This window comes from Nocardia sp. NPDC051750 (assembly GCF_044453135.1).
In the GTDB taxonomy this organism is placed as follows: domain Bacteria; phylum Actinomycetota; class Actinomycetes; order Mycobacteriales; family Mycobacteriaceae; genus Nocardia.
Window position 1 is genome coordinate 391,497 of record NZ_JBITCK010000008.1, and the last position, 21,326, is coordinate 412,822.

Below are 21,326 nucleotides of genomic sequence, written 5' to 3' on the forward strand. Positions count from 1 at the left end.
GCGCCTGATGTCTTGTTGTTCGCCACCTTTCATGGGACGGGCCTGCAGCGAGGCGTCGGATGACCGCCTGCCACGATCCGGCGAGTGAACATGTTCCAGATCAGAGAGGCGATGCCGGCCCGCCGAACGCACTCTTCTGCCGATTTGCGTGTGGTGCGGCCTCCTCTGACCCGGCTCGGAGACGCGGGATCAGACTCGGGTCATCGTGGAGGAGTATCCGCCGCCACCGGGATATACCCATTCGCCGGTGACGGTGACCCCCGTTGAATCGAAGGTGCCGCGGTAATAGGCGGGACTGTTTTTGGCGCCGGCCCAGATGGTGAGGGTGTCCCCGGTCAGGTCGTAGACGTAGTCGAAGCTGCGTCCGACGGAGTCGTAGTAGCGCGAGACCACATCTGGCCCGGTCGGTTCACCGAACGGGCGCAAATTGCCGATGACTTCCATGCCGGTGACAGGTTGGCCGTCCTGGGCCAGATCGATGTGCTGGAGCAGAAAGAACCTGCCCGCCATCCACTCGTATCGGACGGTTCCCTGGGCGCCACCGGTGACTCGCCAGGTGCCGATCAAGCGGTCCAAGGCCCGTAGTTCGGGAGTGGGCTGGGTCTCGGTCATCTCGTTCTCCTCGGTAGGGGTGTTCATTCGCCCTACCTCGGAGCCGCCGAGTGGTTCTCGACACCGGGTCGGCGTGATCTGAATCACTCTCGGATGGTGTCGAGATGCCGCGGCCGGCTCCGAGGTAGCAGCGAAGACCCCGATCAAGGAAAGAAGTAACGATGACTCTCACTGCTGGCGCTTCCCTTATCCGCCACGCTCCGGGGCGGTTGTCCGACCGTCTACTGCTCGCCGGTGCTGCCGCCGGACCGCTGTTCTTCGCTTCGGCGATCATTCAGATGCTCACCCGCGACGGCTTCGACATCACCCGGCATCCAATCAGCCAACTCGCCACCGGAGACCTTGCGTGGATCCAGATCGCGACCTTCCTGACCGCTGGTGCGGGTGCGTTGGCGCTGGCGGTGGGCCTCGGCCGCACCTTGGCGGCGGGAACCGGTCGCCGGGCATTGCCGGTTCTGGTGGGGGTGTTCGGGGTGGGGATGATCGCAGCCGGCGTCTTCACCATGGACCCGGAAAAGGGATTCCCGGCCGGAACTCCGGATGAGCCGGTAGCGCAGATGTCCTGGCACAGCATCGCCCATTCGGCTTCTGCCGCAGTAGCTTTCACAGCGCTGGCAATCTCAGCTCTCGTGCTCAGCGTGCGGTGCGCTCGTCGCCGGGCGGTGTGGCCCGCGGTGGCGAGCGCGGTGGCCGGGCTCGTGCTGCTGGTGCCGATATCGCCCGAGCACATGAGCATCCAAATCGCGGTCAACGGGCTGGTCGCATTCACATGGACCACCGCGCTGGCGATCTTCCAGCGTCGCGTCGCCTGACCGATCGGCCCCGCGATACCGTCGCAACAACCACCCACCGAGAGGCCGGACCATGAAGTATCTACTGCTCGGTTACACCCCCGCGACCGACTGGGACGCCGACAGCGCCGACAGCCCCTCGGCGGAAGCCCTGGCAGCTTTCGCCACCTATCAACAACTCGAGCAAGAACTGATCGCCTCCGGCGAATTGGTCAGCACCGAGGGCTTGGGCCATCCGGCGGTGAGCACCACCCTGCGCAAAACCGCCGACGGTGTGATCGCCACCGACGGCCCCTTCGCCGAACTGAAGGAGGTCCTGGCCAGCTTCGCCGTCATCGATGTCGCGGGCCACGAACGCGCGGTCGAGATCACCGCACGAATCGTCGAAGCGCTCGGCGAACCGATCGAGATCCGCCCGATCATGGGTGCGGACTTCACCGCGTGACCCCCGCGATCGAGAACCTGCTGCGCGCCGAAGCGCCACAGGTCCTCGGGGCTCTGGTGCGCCGATTCGGGCACTTCGACATCGCCGAGGACGCGGCACAGGAAGCATTGCTGAGCGCGGCCCGGTCGTGGCCGGTGGACGGTATTCCGGACAACCCGCGCAGCCGCCTCATCCGAATCGCCTACCGGCGGATGATTGATATGCTGCGCGCCGATCAGGCGCGCCGCCGCCGCGAAATCGACGCGGCGGCAAGGGCCGAGCCGCTGCGAACCGCGCACCACTCCGATATCGACGACAGCTTGACCCTGCTGCTGCTGTGTTGTCACCCCGCACTGGGCCACACCGCACAGGTGGCATTGACGTTACGTGCGGTCGGTGGACTCACCACAGCCGAGATCGCGCACGCCTACGGCACGTCCGAAGCCACCATGGGCACTCGGATCAGCCGCGCCAAACAACAACTCGCCAAAGCCGGAGCGCGCTTCACCCCACCGACCGACGCCGACCGTGACCAGCGCCTGGCCGCGGTCCTGCGTGCTCTCTATCTCATCTTCAACGAGGGCTACACCGCCACCACCGGCGGCGAACTGGTCCGGGTAGACCTCACCGCCGAAGCCGTCCGGCTGACCAGGATGCTGCACGACACCGTCCCCGGCGACGCCGAGGTGATCGGCTTGCTCGCGCTGATGATGCTCACCGAATCCCGCCGCGCGGCCCGCACGCATGCCGGAGAACTGGTGCCCCTCGACGAGCAGGATCCCGCCCGCTGGAACCACAGCCTGATCGAGGAGGGCACCGCCCTGATCGACAGTGTCTGGAACCACGGCCCGGCGGGCCCCTACCAAATCCAGGCCGCCATCGCCGCGCTGCACGCCGCGCGCGAGCCGGGCGAAACCGATTGGCCCCAGATCGCGCTGCTCTACCTGTGGCTCGAACGACTCACCCCGACCCCGCCCGTTCAACTCGCGCGGGTCGTGGCCGTCGCCCGCGCCTACGGCCCCACGCGCGCACTAGCGCTACTCGACGACCTCAACCGACGCCACCACCTGGATCGCAATCCGCTCACCCGGCAGCGTGAACACGCTGTTCGCGCTCATCTTCTCCAGCAAACCGGCGACCGCGCCACCGCGACCCGGCTCTTCCGCCGAGCAGCCGACCTCACCAGCAACACGGTCGAACAACGCTACCTACGCGCTAAAGCCGATCACCCCGACTGACTTCCGAATGCTCAGGTGAAGCCACCCGACCGGACACCGAGCGCAATCGAATGCCGCCGCCGAGCCTATGGCGGTACGCACTCTCATGCCGCCTATCGACCACACGGGGAACGCGGACTCCTCATCAGTGCAGCGAGAACGCGTTTCAATTCCGTCGTCGAGGTTCCATGAGCGGCACGATGATCTGTGACGGTCACTGCTGTCAACCGCGGCTGCGGGACGTCGGTTGGGGCACCGCCGCACCGAAACCAATCCGGCGGGGGCGGTGGTGTCGAGATTCGCGACCAGTCACGAACAATCCGCTGTCGAGATTCGCGACCAAGCGGTGTCAGAATTCGTGATCAAAGCCACGCATGGTCACCGAAGGTCCACCTCGATGTTGCTGCCGGTGGCTACGGTGGCTCGCAGCCGAACCGCCGTGCTCGAGCGATCCTTGGAGACATCATGCGAGGGATACCGGCCGTAACTCGGGCTGTGGTGTGCGCCGCCGCTGTCACCGTGCTGATCCAGCCGACAGCAGGCCACGCCGAGCCGCCGGGAATCCCTTCCGCCGCTGAGGCCCGCACCATGCTGGAAGGTCTCACGGTTGCCGAGGAAGGGTCCGCCGCCGGCTACTCGCGGGACGCTTTCCCGCACTGGAGCACCGTCTCCGATGGATGCACCGCCCGGGAGACCGTGCTGCAGCGCGACGGAACCGGGGTGACGGTCGACGAGGAGTGCCGGCCCACGGCCGGCACGTGGTTTTCACCCTATGACGACCAGACCGTCGCCGATGCCTCCGACGTCGATATCGATCACGTCTTATCTGCGGCCGCGTCGGGAGTGTGACCGATCGTTCCTGGTCGTGCTGTCGGCAGCATAGCGGCGACAAAGGCGCGAAACAATTTGGCGCGCTGGCGGATATGTGGCTGGCAGGCCTAGTGACCAGAGACCGACCAGGCCGGCGCCGCCGGGGCGGTGTGCTCGTCTTGCGGCACTTCCAGCCTGGAGAGTGTCAGAATTTTTGTGGGCGGAACGGTGAAAAGTCCTGCTAGCCTTCGGTTATCCGCTCACCGTAGAACAGGGCGAGCGTGTTGAGTATATCCTTCCATCCGCTGACCTTTCCAGTGATGTTCGGCCGGTTCTTCAACGGATTCCGTACGACGAGATAGAGCACCTTCAGTGCGGCTTGCTCATTAGGGAAATGGCCACGCCGGCGGGTGGCTTGCCGGAACCTGACGTTCAGGCTTTCGACCGCATTCGTGGTGTAGACGAGTTTCCGGATGGGAGCCGGGAACTTCAGAAACGGCGTGAATTGCTCCCAGCTGTTGCGCCAGACTGCGATCATCGCCGGATATTTCGGTTCCCATTCCGCGGCGAACTCGTCGAACAATGATTCGGCAGCTTCCACAGTGGGTGCGGTGTAGATGGCCCGGAGTTCGGTAGTGATCCGACTCCAGTACTTGCGAGAAGTGTATTTCAAGCTCGCGCGTACGAGGTGGACCACGCATTGCTGGACATCGGCCAGAGGCCACGTGTCATTGATCGCCTCCGGAAGCCCTTTCAAACCATCGCAGCAGACGATCATCTCACATCCGCGACACCGCGATTACGCAACTCGCCGAGCACACCAGCCCAGTGTTTCGCCCCTTCACCGCCGGTGCCGACCCACAGACCCAGCACGTCACGCTCACCGGCCAGGGTGACACCCACCGCGACGTAGACCGGACGATTCACAACCCTGCCGTCCCGGATCTTCACGAAAATCGCATCGATCAGCACCACCGGATACACACGTTCCAGCGGTCGTGACTGCCATTCATTCATCTCGTCGACAACCCTGTCGGTTATCTTCGAAATCAACTCACGTGAAACTTCCATATCGTAGATTTCCGATAGATGCTTCTGGATCTCTCCGGTCGTCAACCCCTTCGCATACAGCGAGATGATCGACTCGTCGAAACCTTCCACACGCCGGGAATGCTTCGGAACCATCACCGGTTCGAATTCTGATTTCCGATCTCGCGGTACCTCGATACGCACCGAACCGACATCGGTATGCACCGTTTTCTGCGACCGGCCGTTGCGATGGTTCCTGTCTCCGCTCACAGCCGGGTCACCCTTGGAATATCCCAGATGTTCGTCCATTTCAGCGTTCAGCGCCGCCTCCAGAACGGTTTTCGTGATCTGCGATAGCAAACCACCCGGGCCAGCCAGCGAGACACCGTCCTTCCGGGCCCTATCCACCAATTCCTGGGCGATCCGGACATCCAGACCGTCCGTCGCCAACGGCTCCTCGGCCGCCGGCACCGACTTCTCCGACACGATGATCCCTTCCGCTGAGACAAGCCGCCTCAGCCTCTCCGATCACCGCCCCGCCCACAAGATCACTGACAGACCCCGGTCGCGCCGGTCGGCCGGTGTGGACCTGGCTCCGGTTCAGGACTTATCAGCGGCTTGCCTAGACGAGGTGATGCGGCCCGGCTGCGGGTTCATGGGCAGCCGGGTGCTGTTGTTCGGTTCTCGTCGCGGGTGTGGGGTAGGTGGGTGCCGAAGAAGGTGCTGAGTGTGTGGTGCTGAACGGTGAGGCTGTGGGTGGGATCGATGGCGCCGACGAACGCTGTTGCGGCGCCGCCCAGCTGGGGGAGCAGGATTTGGTAGTCGGTGTAGCTGAAGTGTTCGCCGTCGGGCAGGTGGACTCGGCAGAGCGGGCCGCGGTGGTGGCCGAGGAATTGTTGCCAGGATGCGTCGGTGTCGAGACTGTGGTCGCCGGCGCTCATCAGCAGGAACGGCCGGTCCAGGCCTTCGTCGGCGGCTCGGCCGAAGTCGCGGGCGGATTGGGAGTAGGCCATACTGCCGTCGAGATCGGCGCCCGCGCTGATGCGCTGGTCGACGAGCATGGTCTCGGCGGTGGTGAATCCGCCACCGGAATGACCGAACATGCCGATCTTGGAGAGATCGAACGCAGTGTTCAGCCCGGCCGGTAGGGCCCGTCCGTCGGCGTCGCGGTGTGCACCGTCCGCCAGCAGTTCCAGCTGGTCCAGAACGAACCGGGTGTCCGCGATACGGGTGGTGATCAGGCGTTTGGAGACGTCGATGGTCGGTGCCGGCAGGGCTTTGCGCGCGACGCGGCCGCCGGGGAATTCGACGGCTTCGGCTTCGTGGGTGTGGTCGATCGCCACGACGATATAGCCGTCGCTGGCCAGTTGTTCCATTTGTGTGGTGCCGTGGGAGCGCGACAGGGTCGCCCCTGGCGAGTAGAGCAGGACCGGCCAGCGGCCGTCGGCCACGGGTGCGTCCAGGCCGGAGTGGGTGGGGAAGCGGTAGTCGAGCAGGTTCGGCTCTACGCCGAGTTTGCCGGCATCGCCGGCGGCTACGGCCGCGGCGACCCCGGGCGCCATGTACGGGGCTTTCGGCTCGGTGTTCGGTCGCGCCGGATAGCGCACGGTGATCATCAACTCCCGCACACGATCGGGTACCCACGGATCGTTGCGGCTCGGGTCGATCAGGTGCAGATCGGCGCTACCGACCGGATGCGAGCCGGTCGGTGCGGGCAGGCCGAAACGAACCGGCTCCGCGGACGCGGCGGCGGGTACACCGGCCAACACCAGGGCGATCACGAGCGCGCCGACCCGGCGCAACAGGGAAATAGCGGTCACACACGAGAACATAGAACTGGCACCGGCGCGCGCACATCGGGGCAATCACCTGTACCGACCCCGAGATCCGGGTGGAGGCCTGCGGCGTCGACCGGGTGGTTTCCCGCATCGGTCACCGGAAGTCGAAGGGCGCCAGGGCATTGCCAAAAAAGGGTTTGTGATGCAAACCTAATTGCATGACAGATCAATCGGGTGCCCCGATGGCAGCGGCCCGGCAGGCGCTCTCGACCACCCGCGACCTCACCCGCCGGGTTCGATTCGCGCAGCGCAAGACCTGGTTCCCGCTGGCACTGCTCGGGATGGTGGTGCTGGCCGCGGTGCCCTTCTATCGCCTGGGCCGCCATGTCGTGGCCTGTGATCCGGTCCTGGGCGCTCGTGGCGGGGTGCAGATCATCCACCAGGGCGCTTGCGTTCAGGTCGACGGGCGGCCCGCCGGGATCTACTGGATCCTCGCCTTCGTCCTGGCCTACACCGCGATCGCCGCGGTCTATCTGCATCGCGCCCGCAGTCGCGGGGTCGGGGCCCGGATCCTGCCGTATGTGGGTTCCGGGATCGGTGCCGGACTGGTGTGCGGTATCACCGCCGCTTGGGCCCATGAACTCGACCTCGCAGGCCGGTGGCCGGCCGGACCGGTGGCCGTCGGGATGGTGCCGTTGTTGTCGATCGGGCTGACCTTGTTCGTACTGGCTCGTCTGGAACGCAACGCGGCGTTGCTGGTGTTCGCCGTCGGCTACACGGTGATCGCTCTTCTGGCCTGTGGGATCGGCACGCGCGGTCTAGGTGTGAACGCCGCGGCGGGTTTCGGCCCGATGTGGGGGTTCCTGCCCGGCCTCATCACCGCGGCAGGGGTACTGCTCCTGGGCGGCGCCTGCTTCGCCCTCGCCGAACGGACTCGGTTATGACCCACCCGACCAGCGGCCTCGACGATGTCGTACACCAGCGTGTCCGGCTGGGCATCCTCACCATCGCCCACGAGGCCCGGCGTGTGGAATTCGGTTTCCTGCGCACCACACTGGATCTGACCACGGGCAACCTGTCTCGGCACCTGACCGTGCTGGAGGAGGCGGGGCTGGTGGAGATCGAGAAAGGCTACGAAGGCAAACGCGGCCGTACCTGGGTCCATCTGACCGCGGCAGGCGAGAAGGCACTACGTGAGGAGATCACCCGGCTGAAACGAATCATCAGCCGGGTGGAGCTGCCCGCTGTGGGGCGTCCGGCGACCGGCCTCGCGTGACAGTGCGGTTCACCGTCGCGGCCGGTACCGGCTGTGGTGGGTCAGCTCTGGCCGCCGAGCAGGCCACCGATGGGCATCGGGGGCAGCGAACGCACCAGGGTCATCACCGCGTTGCAGTATGCGCTGGGCACGACTTCCCACGGGTTGGTGTTGCAGACGTAATTGCCCATCTTGTCGTAGTGCGAGGAATGCCCCCGGTAGGACCAGGTGAGTCCGTCGTCGGAGTGGCTGTAGGGGCACTGGCCCGGCTCCAGCCCCTTGCAGGGACCTTCCACTCCCCACGGACCGACCGGATAGGCCATCGCCTGTGGCGCGCCGGCGAAGGTGAGCGCCGCGGCCGCAGCCGCACCGGTGAGCAGGTACTTGACGGTCGATTTCACGCAGTCTCCTCGAGGTTGGATACGGAACCCTTTGGCTCCGTATCGCTTCCACCACGTTATTGTTACTTTCAGGCCCTAAATTTCGACAGGAACCCGCCGATAGATCGAACGCACCGTCGGATCATCGAATTCGTCCGCGAGCTCATCGTCGGCGGCACCCACGCGGGCCCGGCAGCCGGGAGGCGCTGTCAGCGTCTCGGCCGGCCGCCGTCCATGAGCGAGGAACAGTCCGGCGAGCCCGCGCGCGAAGAACTCGCGAAGTGCCTGGGCTACATGCGCGCCGGCGACACCCTCGTGGTCGCCTCACTGGACCGGCTCGGCCGCTCCCTGCAGGACCTGATCTCGATCGTGGCCGACCTACGCCGCCGGGGCATCGGGTTCCGGTCGCTGCACGAAGCACTCGACACCACCACCCCCGGCGGGCGACTCGTGTTCCATGTCTTCGCCGCCCTGGCCGAGTTCATCCGCGAGCTGATAGTCGACGGCACCCACGAAGGCCTCGCGGCGGCCCGGGCCCGCGGGCAACGCCTCGGCCGGCCACCGGCCATGAGCGAAGAACAGGTCCGCCAGGCCCGTGCCCTGCTCACCCGGCCCGACGAGTCGGTGTCCTCGATCGCGCGACTGCTCGGTGTTTCGCGGACCACGCTGCACAAGTACCTGCCGGAGCTGACGCCGAAGACGTGATAGCCGAGGACACTCGGATCGACGACCTGCTCGACGACTTTGAGGCCAAGCTTCACGGCCTGCACACCTCTGCGAGGCGCGCACCCCGCACAGGTGGCGCCAGGCTATCCGGCAACGCTCCCGGACCCGGTCGCGGACTCAGGCGAAACCGCCGGAGCATGCTCGGTACCCCCGCCCGTGTGAACGGTCCGATCAGCCTCGCCGATGCCGATGCGCAGTCTCTCCTCAATCCGCTGCGCCAGCAAAATCACCGCCTGCTCGAAGCGAATGCCCAGGATGTCGGCGTGAGCCTGCGCCTCCGCGCTCTTGGTGCGCATGAATTCCGGGTCGCTGACCAGCACATCCAGCATCATCCCGGCCAGTGCCTGCTCGCGAGTCAGTGGCCGATCGGGCATCCAGCTCAGCCGCCACCCCATGGCGTCGGATTCGTTGTCTCGGTACGCATGTTCGGGAGTGACATCACTGGTGATCAGCCAGTCGGTCACCATAATGCTGGCGTCGATGTGTGTGGCTCGGCTCGGCTGCACGGCGAAATCCGGCGAACGCTTGAGCTGTGCCAGGCCGATCTCGACGTCGTAGTGGTAGTCGTCGTCGGTCTCGGCGAGGTAGCGGTCCAGCTCCTGGAACGCGCGGCCGGCAGTGACAGCTCGGATTCCGGGATTTTCTTCTGTGCTCATGCTGTCATCCCCTCTTCACTGCCCGCGTCCGGTGCGCCCTGCCCTGGAACAGTCGACGGGGGGCAACATCCGGGGCGAGAAGTACATGCGGAGATCTTCATCGTCGACTACCTGCTGAATCTTCTTGCGTGCCCGGCTCTTGTGCGAGAACACCGTCCCCACCATGCAGCCGAGGATTCCGGCAATGTCTGCGTTGCGCAACCCTATCTCCCACGCCATTACAGCCACCTGATATTCGGTCGCGGTCAATGCCAGCGACAGCGCATACCAGAAACGCTTCAGCGCATCGGCACTGAGGACCTGCTCGGCCGGACCCGGCTCATACGTCGCCGCCCTCTCGTCCAATTGGAACGAGTCATCGAGGAAAGTACCCAGCCCCATGCCGGTGTGTTGTCGACGCCAGACATCGATCACGCGGTGGTGCGCAATTCTCATGATCAGCCGGACAGCCCGGTCAGCGGAGCGTCCGGCGAAGTCTCGGTCGAACTGCCGCCATACCGCCAGGAACACCTGCTGGACGACCTCGTCGGCTTGATGGCGGTCACCGTGGAAAGACTTGAGCGCGAACCGGAAGACCGCGGGCGCATGCCGACGGAACAGCTCGTCGAATTCCTCTTCGCCGGAGGATGGTTGACCGGTCATTGTGCTGAGTTCTCCGGCACCGGTGTCAAGGAGGTGACATCTGAAGGTCGAGCCTGCTCATGCCCGACCTCGACGACGAACACGGTTTCCGATCTGCCACGACGGATGGTGCTCCGGACCACGGTGCCGGCGGGTGATTCGCGCACGATCATCCGGGTGCTGAAGTGTCGTTGGCATTCGCGCAAAAACCCGAACAGCAGGTAGAGGACTGCCATAGCCAACGGCGCAACTGCGGCCCATAGTACCGGGAGACCGGCCATGGCACACCACATCTCGGAGAACCGCAACAGTGTCATACCCAGTACTCGCCACCACACCCTGGATTCTTGAGGCGCGGACCAACCATGTTCTGGTTCAGGCGACTCCGGCGGCGATCAGCACCTTTTGACCATCTCCGGAATACCCAGGTAGTCCTGCGGTCGGCGAGAAGGCCGGCCTGGGCCCGCACGCCCTGCGCCACACCTACGCCACCCGGCTGTGCCAGGGCGGTGCCGATGTCGCCCAGGTCCAGGCCCTGCCCGGGCACGCCTCGCTCGACGCCTCCGCCCGCTATTCCATCAGCGCGGGGAGAACTCGCTGCTGCTCGAGCACGGTTTCCACGATCGCGGCTCGTTCGGCGGCGCCGGCGCGAGCCGACGTCGGCACTGCGGCGACCGTCAGGTTTGGCCTTCGATTGTACGCCTGCGGTGTTCTTGGGCTGCCCGGATCAGTCCCCTGGCATCATCCCCGGTCACCGCCTGGCGGGCCAAAGTGTCGAATGCTCGTGCATACAAGGCGATCTCTCTCGGCTGGGTGATGGTGAGTTCCGCTGTGGTGTTCTCGACCATGACCCGGCGGTCGTCGAACATGATGAAGTTCGAGATCGGTACGCGGTAGCGGGTAGCGGCCGGCACGATGCCGAAGGTGACCCGTGGCATGCTCGCTACAGCGAGTAGGCGGTCCAGCTGTCCGATCATGATGTCGTCGTCTCCGACTGTGGTCTGTAGTGCTTGTTCGGCTATGACGAAGTGAAACCGGTGGTCTCGGCGGTAGAGGATCTGCTGACGTTCCATCCGTTTGGATACGCCTTCGTCCAGATCATCCGCTATTTGATAGAACTCGATGACATTGCGCAGTATCTCCTCGGCGTACTCCGCTGTCTGCAACAACCCGGGTATCAAGAACGGTTCGTACCAGCGCATGAACCCGGTCTCGGCTTCCAGCTTCACCGAGATCTGTTGTCGCCGCTTGGTGCCTGCGGCCAGTAGCCGTCGCCATTCGAGGTATGCGGCGTCGATATTGCGGAGTGTGGCAATCAGGTCCGGCAGCTGGTCGTCTGCTCCGGTGAGTGAACACCAGACCCGGATGTCCGCTTCGGAGGGCTTGGTCTTGCCGTACTCGATCTTCGGCACTCTGGTTTGATGCCAGCCCGCCGAGCGGGCAAGCTCTGTACCGGACAAGCCTGAGCCGAGACGAAGCTCTCGGAGCCTGCCCCCGAGAGCTTCTTTCGCCTCTCGAATCGGACCGGTCACCGATTCGAGTATTCAGGCAACGGGACAGCGACGGACCACACTCGCTCTTTGACCCGCCGCACGTGGTCAACGATCACGGGATCGGTTGTTACCGCTCCGCCGGCCCAGCGGCCCGACGGTTCGAACACAGTGAATGCCACGGTTTCATCATCGAATATCCACCAGTCATCCGCTGTCAGCGCGGCCGGGTCGATGAGGTGCCGGGAGAGGTATCGAACATCCTCCCCCGCTTCGGTGTTGAACCGGGCAACATCCATGGCGAACCGGGTGTAATCGGTGTGCGGTACCGAAACCACCCGGGCACGGTTGACCGCGACACCCCGGGACGTGGTCTCCCGGACGTGCGACAACCAGGGCTGGAACCATTCGTAATCGTCCGGATCTCCGGAGAGGAACCGCCGGAACGGCGCCGACTCCTCCGGAGTCTCGTAGGTGTCCTGGACTTCGAGGTGGAACGCTTCGCGCTCGGCCTCTCGGAACAACTCCTCGAACGCCTCACCCTGCAACAGCAGCATTGCCGTAGAAACTCCTCTCCGACTTCGGTACTTCGACAGCCGTTTCGTCCGCGTAGATGTCCATCTGTGCCAGGGCTTCCAGATCCTTTACCGGTGCGCCGGACAACTGAAACCGGGCAAGTGAAAGTTGCCCCGGCCGGTGTCTGTCAGGGTAGCGCCGACGAACGTACTGTTTTCGGTTCAGGTGAGTTGCTTTGGAGCGCTCAAGGGGGATCAGGCTGCGCATTCCGTGGTAGAGGGCAATGCCGGCAGCCGGGTGCTTGCGACCGAAATGATCGATTCGTACACAGGCTCTGAGGCCATTTCACCGACTCGCTGGGTCAGTGGGTAAGAGACTGAAGAGCACTGAATCACGGCGGCCTCCCTTGAACGGAAGATGGGCTCTCAAGAGCCCTTCGCGCGTGAAACCACTTCGCTCAGCGACCCGTTGGGAGGCCCGGTTGTCCGGGCCGCAGGTCAGCTCCAGTCGTGCGACGGCGAGTTCGGTGAAAGCCCAGCGGACCAACAGACCCACCGTTCGCGTGGCATTGCCACGGCCGCGCGCGTGCCCGGCGAGCCAGTACCCGACCCGGGCTCGCCCTTCGGCGACCGTGAAGTCGTAGATGGATGCCCCGCCCCACACCCGGCCGCGGTCGCTGGTGTCGACGATCGCCAACCCGATCGCCTCGCCGCGCTTGCGAGCTGCTTCTTCCTCTTCTCCTGCCCAGCTCAGCTGGTGCTGTTCGGTGAAAGGCTCGCTCGACCCCCAGGAGAACCGCTGGCACAGGGGGTCGGAGAAGCCGGCGAACCTCTGTGCGTGGTCGCTCGGTCGCCAGGCACGCAGGGTCACGACTCCGTCGGTGAGCTCAGGATCGGGAAAAGGCAACTCAGGCATGCACGAAACCTACGAGACTGCCCGCGAGGGTGTCGCGTCGTTTTCCGCTGAGATCAGGACAGTTGATTAAGCGAGCACGTGGTAGGTCGGCGCAGTAGGCGGTCAGGGCGAGGTCGAGGGACGCTGGGCGAAGCAGGTGCGGTAGAGGGTCTGGACCTCGGCGGCCAGGTCGTCGACCGGGCCTTCGGTGAGTGCGCCCGGGATGATATCGCCGATGGGCAGGGCGGCGACCGGGGCCGCGGGGACGCCCCATTCCCGCAGCCAGGTCGAGAGTTGGTGGGTCGAGGTGGCGTAGACGATGCGGCCCAGCCCGACCCAGCCGTGGCTCGCGGCGCACATCGGGCAGTGTTCACCCGAGGTGTAGACGGTGGCGGCGGCGCGTTCTTCCGGGGACAGGTGGCCGGCGGCCCAGCGGGAGATCGCGAATTCCGGGTGCTGGGTTGCGTCTCCGTCCTTGACGCGGTTGCGGTCCTCGAAGAGCACGGTGCCGTCGGCGGCGACGAGCATCGAGCCGAACGGTTCGTCACCGGCGGCGAGTGCCTCGCGAGCCAGCTCCACGCAGCGGCGAAGATGGGCCAGATCATGTGCGGTGATGGTCATACAGGCATCCTCGCCGATCGTGAACCGAGTACTGCACAGAGAGCGCAGCGTCGTGTGTCGGGACCGGCGCGCGGGCGAACGTAACCGCACTCAGGTCTGGGGCCGGTTCACCCGGGCCGTAACCGATAGCTGTCGCGTGCCGGGCCGGATTCGACTACCCGGCCGCCTACCGGCAAAGTCCGGGCCCGATCGGCCGCCGGGTCGGCCCCGGACAGGGACAAGAGGCCGGGACCGTGGATCGGTCCCGGCCTCTTATGTGGGCTGGTGAGTATCGCGTCCGGGTGTCAGCGCGTCGTTTGCGCCACCGACTCGCCCGCCGACGGGACGGGTGATTCTGTCGTGGTGGATTCGGTGGTCCGCGGCACGGTCGTTGTGGGTGCGGTGGAGGTCGGTGGGGCGGTGACCTCGGGTGCCGCGGTGTCCGCGGGGGCAGTGGCCGAGACCGGGGGTTCCGTGGTCGACGAGGGCGGCACCGTCGGTTGTTCCGTGGTCGGTGCCGTAGTGGTAGCCCGTTCCGAAGTGGTAGTGGTCGGGCCGGTGCCGGTGGACGTCGGTGCCGCCGTGGTGGTTCCGGTCGGCGGGGGCACCTGTTCGGTGGAGGTGGCGGCCGCTGCCCGGTAGGCGTCGTCCAGATCCTCGGGTGTCGGGGTGGATTTCGTGTTGACCGGTTCCCCCGCCTGCGCCTGCTTGGCGAGGTGGGTGAGCCAGGCCGCGGCGTATTCGGCGGAGGTCAGCGGCCGGCCGTTCGCCGCGTCGGCGTTGCGCCAGTAGTCGAAATGGTGACCGGTGGCGTTGGGGCCGAGGGTGAGGTTGTAGGGGTCGGACAGGATCACCGGGATGGTGTTCTGGTTGGTGACGATCAGGCCGATGATCTCGTTGAGGACCTTCTGCGGGAGGTAGGCCAGCGGGGACATCTCGTCGGTCGAGATGGAATCCGCGGGGTCGTCCGACGCGGGGGGAGTGGCACCGGGTTCGTAGCCCGGCTCCGAGACCCGCAGCAGAACTTCGAGGAAGGTTTCGTCGCTGGCCATCCAGTTCGGCTGGGACTGGATATCGGCGAGGGCGAGCAGCGCGACCCGGCTGAGGGCGACCGCGACATCCTGCCCGGTGGCCGGGGTGAGGCCGTCGCGTTCGAGCGCGTCGACGTTCAGTTGCCGCGAGACATTGACCACCAGTTGCAGCAGCGCGATGTTCTCCGGGGCCGCGCAGGTGAGGTCGCCGTCGGAGCAGAAGGAGGCGATCTTGCCGTTCAATGCCCCGAAGTCGCCGGCGGTGTCCGGCAGTGCACCCTGGCCCGGCACCGGTGTGCCGCCGTTCTGGTAGAGCTGGTCGAAACCGTCCGGGTTGCCGTTCGGGTTCTGCGCGCCGGGGAACGGTCCGTCGCCGGCCGAACGCCCCGAGTCGGCCAGGATGACCACACCGGTGACCTTGGCCGGGTCGACGATCGCGTAACCGCCGTCCTGCTGTTCCTGGTGCCCGATCTCCATGGCGACCCGGCGGACGACATCGGCGCCCTCGCTGTATCCGACGATGGCGAACCGGGTGTCCGGGCAGGCCTGCGAGATCTCGGTCATCACCTGCTGGGTGTTGGCGACACCGGTGGTGACGGCGTCCTCGTAGGTGGCCATATCCGCCGGGTAGGCGATATAGACCGCCGCGTACGAGCCCGGGTCGACATCGTCGGCGGGGGCGTTGACCACCGGGTCGACCCATTCGCTGCTGTGATCGCCGGACAGCGCCGCCGGCAGCGGGTTGCCGTGGGCGTCGACCAGCAGTTTCGTCGTGCCCGCGGCCGGCGTGTCACCGCGACCGGCCACCGAGATGGTGACCATATCGTGGCATTCGGTGACCGATGCCTTCAGCTGCGTGTCCACCTCCGGCGCCGACGCGGTCATCGAATAGGAGGCGGCCACCGCGGCCACCACTCCCAGTGCCGCCGGTGCGGCGATCGCCGAGGCGATGCGATGCTGCGCGAACCATCCGCGAGATCGCAGGATCCAGCTACTCCGGAAAGCCATGTCCCGTGCTCCATTCCACTTCTGATAAATGGACGGACAGGCCCCCCGACGGGCCGTTACGTCACCGGAGACGTCGCGGCCGGGGCATACGGCGTTACGTGTTCACTTCGGATCGAGCGCGCCGCCGTGGTATTCCACGCTGGGACTCCACAGGAAGAAACTGTCGATCCCGGACTTGTAGGTCGCGTCGATCTGGGCTCTGACCTGGGCATCCCCGTAGTTCACACCCAAGCTGAAATCCTGCAGCCAGGGGATCACCTTCGCGCCCGTGCCTTTGGTCACGGTCTGGAAATCGCGCAGGGAGGCAGCGACGATATCGAACGGCTGCCCGTTCGGATTCGCGACACCGTATTCTCCCGGACCCCAGTGCGAGGGGTAGATCATCGGCGCGACGAAATCCACCTGCGGGGCGATGAGACGGATATCCTGCGCGATCTGATCGGGCCGGGTCGCGGAAATACCATAGACGGCGGCGCTCTGATGGGCGCCGGCCGCGTGCACCGGATCGCGGCTCTGCGCCAGGAACCCGGCAACCGCCTCGGTGGCGGGACCCTTCAAGCCGGGGAAACGCATACTCGACAGGCTGCCGTCGGGTCGGCGGACATAGTCGTACATGATCCCGTCGAAGCCCAGTTCGGCGGCTTCCACCGCGAGCGCGATGTTGTAACCGCGCACCTCGGGATGGGCGAAGTTGGTGAATGCGATCGCGCCGTAGTGGCTCGAGTACGGTTGCCGGGCCGGATTCTGCACCACCCAGTCCGGGCGGCCGTGGTGCCAGGCCCATTCGGCGAGGGCGGGATCGCGGAAGGCCACGATCCGACCGACCACCTGCACGCCCATATCGTGGAGTTGCCGTAGCGCCGCCCGCGCCTCGTAGATCGGGGTGGCGGCACCGGAAGCCCGGGCCAGCGGCACCTTCGAGGCGTAACCGACGACCCCGTCCTCGTCCTTGATATCGAGTTGCACGGTGTCGATCCGGCCCTGCCGCGCCAGGTCCAGGACGGCGTCGCGCATCGGGCCGTACGACCAGGCGTGCGCGGTGACGTGCACGGCACGCATCCGGGGCAGGTCGATCCCGGTGGTGAGGGCGTGGGTGGTCGCGTTGCCCGCCGCGTCGACCGCGATCACCTCCGACCCGCTGGGACTGTGCGGCAGTTCGCTCACGAAACTGCCGTCGGGGCCGGGTGTCACCGAATGCCCGCCGATGGAGACCCGGGCCGCGTCCGGGGCCCGGCCGCGCACGGTCACCGGGTCGCGATAGGACGCGACGGTTTCCGGCCGCGTCACCTCCAGCTCCGGCGCGGCGGTGTCCACGGTGAACGTCGCCGTGGCGCCGGGGCCGTCGCGCAGCCAGCCCGTCACCCCGCCGGGCGGGATCTCGGCGGTGACGGTGTGTTCCCCGTCGGCCAGGCCCTGCGGCCGGTAGAGGACGGTGTTGCCGTCGACCTGTCCCGAGACGGGCGAACCGTCCACGGTGAGCTGTACCGCGTGCGGGTCGTGGCCGGTGGCATCCACACGCAAGGTCAGATCGCGCAACGCCGCCGCCCCGACGGGGCCCGGCGGTAACCCGGTCAGCGGAAGATCGGGCGCCGGTGATCTGCCGGCGCCCAGCCCGGCGAAGACCAGCAGGACGACCACGATGACACCGAAAGCAAGGCTAGCCAACCGTTTTCGATCGGCTGCCCGGAACCGCACGAGCACAACACACCAACTTCCACGAACAGCTTCCCGCCCCACTATGGCGAGTCCGCCGAGACGGGGTTCTATTTCGCGGAGATGAACCGTAAATCGTTGCCGGCACGTAATATCCGGGCGATGGTGCGGTACCCGGGGACTCGTGTTCGGGTGGTCGCGGCGGCGCTGGTATGCGCGGTGGCCACCGCCTGCGGAGCGGCGGGCGAGCCCGCCTCGGCCGGGACACCGCCGAGTAATTCCGTGCCACCACCGGCGACTCCGGCGCCGCCGGATCCGGCGGCGATCGGTGCCGACGAACTCGGCGAGGTCCCGATTCTCATGTACCACCAGGTGACCGCCGCGCCCGCCGGTGAATACGACCAGAGCCCCGCGGAGTTCCGCGCGGAACTGGACCGGCTGTACCGCGAGGGCTACCGCCCGATCACTGCCGCCCAGTACATTTCCGGGGATATCGATATTCCGGCCGGAACCCATCCGGTGGTGCTCACTTTCGACGATTCCACCGGCAGCCAGTTGCGGTTCACCGCGGCGGGCGAACCGGCCGCCGACTGCGCGGCCGGGGTCCTGGAGCGTTTCGCCGCCGACCACCCGGACTTCCCGGCCCGCGCGACCTTCTACGTCAACAACGAACCCTTCGAAGCCGATCCCCGCGCGCTGCCGTGGCTGGCCGAGCACGGTTACGAGATCGGCGCCCACACCGCGACCCACCCGGATCTCGCCGGGCTGGATGCCACCGGCGTACAACAGGAACTGGCACAGAACGTCCAGGCCGTCACCGCCGCCGTGCCGGGTGCGCAGGTCCGCACGATGGCACTACCGCTGGGCAGCTCCCCGGCCGATCCCGGTCTCGCGCTCGCCGGAACGTGGGGCGGGACCACCTACCGTTTCGATGCCGCGATGCTGGTCGGTGCGAACCCGGCACTGTCGCCGTTCGGTGCGGTGGATCCGGTGGCGATCCCCAGGATCCGGTCCGGGCTGGGCGTGGTGCCGTTCGATTCGGCCTACTGGCTCGACGTGCTGGCGGCCGATCCGGCCCGCCGCTATACCGCCGACGGCGATCCCGAGCGCATCTCGTTCCCGCGTGCTTCGACCGGCCGGCTCGACCCCCGCTGGGCCGATCGGGCGCACGCGTACTAGCCGGCCCGACAGGGCCCCGTCCTACTCGTTCGCGGCCAGTAGCGTCCGGGCGGCCGTCAGGTTCTTGTCGATCGCGGCTTGCCACCGTCGCGGATCGCGGCGACGGCGCTCACGTGCCGCGGCGAGCCCGGACAACACCGGGCCCAGCCAGGCGTCGGCGGCCCGAGCTGCCGGGACCTTCAGGTCCCGGCACATGCTGTCGCCGTGGATCCGGCGCGTGATCGCATTCAGCGCCGGCCGCGCAAGTGCTCGTGGAACGTTCAGCACCTCATACAGCCTCGAGGTAACCGCGGCGAGCGTCGCGTCGGCAAGCGCGGCGGAGTCCTCGGTGACCGGTCCGGTCACGGTCTGGAAGAGGTCATCGATGCGCTGTGCCGCCACATTGCTGGTGATGCCCTCGACCAGGCGTGCATCGATTCCCAGGAGATGGGCGATGTACCACCAGTAGCGGTAGAGGTCCGCCGTCTCTCGGGTGGTCAACCCGAATCCGAGCCGATCCTCGGCTGTGCGGCCGGTCAGGGTGAAGTCGATCCACGTGCGCCCCAGGTCGACTTGATTGATCGGATAGCCGTGCACCGAGGTGTCGTAGCCGCGGTCCAGGGCGAGTTTTCGCATCTGCGCGTGCAGCATCCGGACCTCCAGGGTCGCGACGTAGCCCGGCTGCCCGGCGCGCAGGCTTCCCGGGATCATCGCCTGGGCGTGCCAGGCGCCGGTCTCCTGGAGTCGTCGCTCCGCACCGTCTACCAGCCGGCCTGTTGTGGTCAGCACCTCGGAGATCGACGGTGACTCATAGACCCGGACGAGCGCGCCCGCACTGAGCGCGATGAGATGGACCGGGCCCGGTGCGGTGTAGAACGGCATGGAGGCGCGGTCGAGCAGATGGTCGTCGGCATAGCGGGGTCTGGTCTCGGTCTGCCGCAGCAATGCCGCAAGAGCGGGTGGTGGGTCGGCGAGTGCGGCCAGGCCCTCGCGGATTCCCTTGCTGAGCAAGACTCTGGCTTCTTTCATCCCGATCTCGTGCATTTCGGTGACGACGGCGTCGGCGAGCACGTCGCCGGTGGTCAAGGCCCACTGCATCAAGTCGGCTCGGGCCGCGCCGAACTGAGCCAGGACGGTCGACCGCCCCGCGCGTCCGGTCGGCCACTCGAGCTGTTCGATCACGATGTCTCCTCGATGATTGGTGCTTGTTGCCGGGGTGGGGTGTTCCCACACCGCCTGTTCCGGGCAGCCGCAACGGGACTGCGGTACCGGACAAGCCGAGGGCCCGGCGGCGGACCACCAGGCCGAATCGATCAGCCGCGGACCTGGACGAGTGGCCTGTCGGAAGGGGTATGAGTGGTGCCGCCCTTGGCGATATCGCTCAGGACCTCGGCGGCGGCGAGTTCGTCGCGCGCGGCGAGCTGGTCGAAACCGCTGACGGCGGGGTAGATGTAACGGCCGAGTGTCGCGATGAGGAGCGCGCCGACGACGAGGACGCCCATCAATACGGGGATGACCGGGTCGTAGGAGCCCAGTTCGTCGTAACCCAGCCCGAGGAGCAACGGCCCGAGGGCGCTGCCGAGGAGGAACACAGCCTGGACCGGTCCGAGGATCCGGCCGAAGTTGCGGGTGCCGAGGTAGCGGGTGATGAGCAGAGCGAGCAGGTCGCCCTCGATACCGAAGGCGATGCCGATGAAGGCGACCGCGACGGCGGCGGTGGAGAAGGGCGGCTGCAGGAAGTTCATGCCGACGATGGGGGCGAGGATTGCGATCGTACCGATGATGGAGGCGTGGACGCGGTCGATGAGGAAGCCGCCGGCAACCCGGCCGACCAGCGATGCCAGGCCGAAGACGACCAGCAGCGAGCCCGCCTGGTCGTTGCTGAGCCCGCGGTCGGTCATCATCGGGACGAGGTGCACCTGGAGGCCGTAAACGACGACCCCCACCAGCCCCAGTCCCAGTGCGATGCCCCAGAACTGCCGGGTGACCAGCGCCGCACGGACCGTCAGGCCCGGCAGTTCGAGGCTGACGTCCCGGTCTCCGACGTGGGTTTTCCGGACGAGTCGTCCGCGCACGTGTTGTTCCGCCCGGGCCCGGACGAACAAGGTGACCATCGTGACCGACACCAGGGCGGCGATCAATCCCATGACGCCGTAGGTCAGCCGCCATCCGATGCTGTCGATGAGCGCACCCGCCAGCAGGGGTGCCAGGGCGGCGCCCAGGCCGATGATGCCCGTCACGATGCCGACGGCGAGGGCGCGGTTGTTGTCGAACCAGCTCACTACCGCCCTGGTGGCGGGGACCGCCGTTCCGGCCCCGAAGAACCCGACGAAGAAGCACGGGATGAAATAGATGGCTTCGACCGGCGGTACCAGGGCGATCGCGGCCATCGAGGCCGCGAACAGCACGAACCCCGGCACGAGGATGTAGCGCGCGGCGTATCGGTCGACCAGCTGCGCGACAATGATCAGGCCGATCACCATGCCGACCGCGGCGACCGAGAAGGAGCTGGTGACGGTCGTGCGGCTGAATCCGGTCTCCTCGGCGATCGGTAGCACGAACAGGCCGATGGTGGCCAGGTACATCTGGGGGCCCACGGCATTGGCCGTACCGGCCCCGGCGACCACCCACCAGGGGCTTCGTCGCTCGGCGGCGGGGCGGGTCAGAGAACTCATAG

At 66.5% G+C, this 21,326-nt stretch carries 23 protein-coding genes and 1 pseudogene; 8 read left to right on the forward strand and 16 right to left on the reverse strand.

Annotation, left to right across the window (positions count from 1 at the left end):
- Window positions 1-189: 189 nt before the first annotated feature.
- A complete protein-coding gene (locus ACIA75_RS32905) occupies window positions 190-639 on the reverse strand; it encodes a hypothetical protein (protein WP_397110949.1) in 450 nt (149 codons plus the stop codon).
- A 134-nt stretch (window positions 640-773) separates the two neighbouring features.
- Between ACIA75_RS32905 and ACIA75_RS32910 the strand changes: the two genes are divergently transcribed.
- The 4 genes from ACIA75_RS32910 to ACIA75_RS32925 all read left to right on the forward strand — a co-directional run bounded on the left by ACIA75_RS32910 (window position 774) and on the right by ACIA75_RS32925 (window position 3,893).
- Window positions 774-1,424 carry a DUF998 domain-containing protein gene (locus tag ACIA75_RS32910; protein WP_397110950.1) on the forward strand — a complete coding sequence of 217 codons (651 nt, stop codon included), beginning with the start codon at window positions 774-776 and terminating at the stop codon, window positions 1,422-1,424.
- Window positions 1,425-1,476: 52 nt separating this feature from the next.
- A complete protein-coding gene (locus ACIA75_RS32915) occupies window positions 1,477-1,848 on the forward strand; it encodes a YciI family protein (RefSeq protein ID WP_397110951.1) in 372 nt (123 codons plus the stop codon).
- Window positions 1,845-3,065: an RNA polymerase sigma factor gene (locus ACIA75_RS32920; protein ID WP_397110952.1), complete on the forward strand. Its 1,221-nt coding sequence runs from the start codon at window positions 1,845-1,847 to the stop codon at window positions 3,063-3,065. Before ACIA75_RS32915 ends, ACIA75_RS32920 begins: the two co-directional genes overlap by 4 nt.
- A gap of 444 nt (window positions 3,066-3,509) precedes the next feature.
- Window positions 3,510-3,893: a hypothetical protein gene (locus tag ACIA75_RS32925; RefSeq protein ID WP_397110953.1), complete on the forward strand. Its 384-nt coding sequence runs from the start codon at window positions 3,510-3,512 to the stop codon at window positions 3,891-3,893.
- Between the two features lie 202 nt (window positions 3,894-4,095).
- Here the strand turns inward: ACIA75_RS32925 and ACIA75_RS32930 are convergent.
- Both ACIA75_RS32930 and ACIA75_RS32935 read right to left on the reverse strand, forming a co-directional pair.
- A pseudogene (locus ACIA75_RS32930) lies at window positions 4,096-5,354 on the reverse strand (IS256 family transposase).
- Between the two features lie 182 nt (window positions 5,355-5,536).
- Complete coding sequence (locus ACIA75_RS32935) at window positions 5,537-6,703, reverse strand: alpha/beta hydrolase family protein (RefSeq protein WP_397110954.1); 1,167 nt, start codon at window positions 6,701-6,703, stop codon at window positions 5,537-5,539.
- Between the two features lie 176 nt (window positions 6,704-6,879).
- Here ACIA75_RS32935 and ACIA75_RS32940 point away from each other — a divergent pair, with 176 nt between their 5' ends.
- Both ACIA75_RS32940 and ACIA75_RS32945 read left to right on the forward strand, forming a co-directional pair.
- Complete coding sequence (locus tag ACIA75_RS32940) at window positions 6,880-7,605, forward strand: hypothetical protein (protein ID WP_397110955.1); 726 nt, start codon at window positions 6,880-6,882, stop codon at window positions 7,603-7,605.
- Complete coding sequence (locus tag ACIA75_RS32945) at window positions 7,602-7,937, forward strand: transcriptional regulator (RefSeq protein ID WP_397110956.1); 336 nt, start codon at window positions 7,602-7,604, stop codon at window positions 7,935-7,937. Before ACIA75_RS32940 ends, ACIA75_RS32945 begins: the two co-directional genes overlap by 4 nt.
- Window positions 7,938-7,978: 41 nt before the next feature.
- Here the strand turns inward: ACIA75_RS32945 and ACIA75_RS32950 are convergent, their stop codons facing one another.
- Window positions 7,979-8,317, reverse strand: coding sequence for a hypothetical protein (locus ACIA75_RS32950; protein ID WP_397110957.1), 339 nt, complete (start codon window positions 8,315-8,317; stop codon window positions 7,979-7,981).
- A gap of 213 nt (window positions 8,318-8,530) precedes the next feature.
- Here ACIA75_RS32950 and ACIA75_RS32955 point away from each other — a divergent pair, with 213 nt between their 5' ends.
- A complete protein-coding gene (locus ACIA75_RS32955; RefSeq protein ID WP_397110958.1) occupies window positions 8,531-9,001 on the forward strand; it encodes a recombinase family protein in 471 nt (156 codons plus the stop codon).
- A 104-nt stretch (window positions 9,002-9,105) separates the two neighbouring features.
- Here ACIA75_RS32955 and ACIA75_RS32960 read toward each other — a convergent pair whose 3' ends face one another.
- From ACIA75_RS32960 to ACIA75_RS33005, 10 genes are all read right to left on the reverse strand, one after another.
- On the reverse strand, window positions 9,106-9,678 hold the full coding sequence (locus ACIA75_RS32960) for a hypothetical protein (protein ID WP_397110959.1): 573 nt from the start codon (window positions 9,676-9,678) through the stop codon (window positions 9,106-9,108).
- A gap of 15 nt (window positions 9,679-9,693) precedes the next feature.
- Window positions 9,694-10,320, reverse strand: a complete 627-nt coding sequence (locus tag ACIA75_RS32965) for an RNA polymerase sigma factor (RefSeq protein WP_397110960.1) — start codon at window positions 10,318-10,320, stop codon at window positions 9,694-9,696.
- Window positions 10,317-10,616, reverse strand: a complete 300-nt coding sequence (locus tag ACIA75_RS32970) for a hypothetical protein (protein WP_397110961.1) — start codon at window positions 10,614-10,616, stop codon at window positions 10,317-10,319. The genes ACIA75_RS32965 and ACIA75_RS32970 overlap by 4 nt, the downstream gene beginning before the upstream one ends.
- 360 nt (window positions 10,617-10,976) lie before the next feature.
- Window positions 10,977-11,831 carry a helix-turn-helix domain-containing protein gene (locus ACIA75_RS32975; RefSeq protein ID WP_397110962.1) on the reverse strand — a complete coding sequence of 285 codons (855 nt, stop codon included), beginning with the start codon at window positions 11,829-11,831 and terminating at the stop codon, window positions 10,977-10,979.
- Window positions 11,828-12,346 carry a DUF6879 family protein gene (locus tag ACIA75_RS32980; RefSeq protein WP_397110963.1) on the reverse strand — a complete coding sequence of 173 codons (519 nt, stop codon included), beginning with the start codon at window positions 12,344-12,346 and terminating at the stop codon, window positions 11,828-11,830. Before ACIA75_RS32980 ends, ACIA75_RS32975 begins: the two co-directional genes overlap by 4 nt.
- Entirely contained in the window at window positions 12,327-12,572 is a 246-nt protein-coding gene (locus ACIA75_RS32985) for a hypothetical protein (RefSeq protein ID WP_397110964.1), read from the reverse strand. The genes ACIA75_RS32980 and ACIA75_RS32985 overlap by 20 nt, the downstream gene beginning before the upstream one ends.
- 78 nt (window positions 12,573-12,650) lie before the next feature.
- Window positions 12,651-13,220: a GNAT family N-acetyltransferase gene (locus ACIA75_RS32990; RefSeq protein WP_397110965.1), complete on the reverse strand. Its 570-nt coding sequence runs from the start codon at window positions 13,218-13,220 to the stop codon at window positions 12,651-12,653.
- Between the two features lie 102 nt (window positions 13,221-13,322).
- The gene (locus tag ACIA75_RS32995; RefSeq protein WP_397110966.1) at window positions 13,323-13,820 is read right to left on the reverse strand and encodes a nucleoside deaminase; all 498 of its coding nucleotides are present in this window, start codon (window positions 13,818-13,820) and stop codon (window positions 13,323-13,325) included.
- A gap of 284 nt (window positions 13,821-14,104) precedes the next feature.
- The gene (locus ACIA75_RS33000) at window positions 14,105-15,838 is read right to left on the reverse strand and encodes a cutinase family protein (RefSeq protein WP_397110967.1); all 1,734 of its coding nucleotides are present in this window, start codon (window positions 15,836-15,838) and stop codon (window positions 14,105-14,107) included.
- 102 nt (window positions 15,839-15,940) lie between these two features.
- On the reverse strand, window positions 15,941-17,503 hold the full coding sequence (locus ACIA75_RS33005) for a putative glycoside hydrolase (protein WP_397110968.1): 1,563 nt from the start codon (window positions 17,501-17,503) through the stop codon (window positions 15,941-15,943).
- Between the two features lie 150 nt (window positions 17,504-17,653).
- Here ACIA75_RS33005 and ACIA75_RS33010 point away from each other — a divergent pair, with 150 nt between their 5' ends.
- Window positions 17,654-18,670: a polysaccharide deacetylase family protein gene (locus ACIA75_RS33010; protein ID WP_397110969.1), complete on the forward strand. Its 1,017-nt coding sequence runs from the start codon at window positions 17,654-17,656 to the stop codon at window positions 18,668-18,670.
- 21 nt (window positions 18,671-18,691) lie between these two features.
- Here the strand turns inward: ACIA75_RS33010 and ACIA75_RS33015 are convergent, their stop codons facing one another.
- Window positions 18,692-19,831 (reverse strand): oxygenase MpaB family protein, encoded by a 1,140-nt coding sequence (locus ACIA75_RS33015; RefSeq protein ID WP_397110970.1) that lies wholly within the window; start codon window positions 19,829-19,831, stop codon window positions 18,692-18,694.
- A gap of 131 nt (window positions 19,832-19,962) precedes the next feature.
- Window positions 19,963-21,324 (reverse strand): MFS transporter, encoded by a 1,362-nt coding sequence (locus ACIA75_RS33020; protein ID WP_397110971.1) that lies wholly within the window; start codon window positions 21,322-21,324, stop codon window positions 19,963-19,965.
- Window positions 21,325-21,326 lie beyond the last annotated feature (2 nt).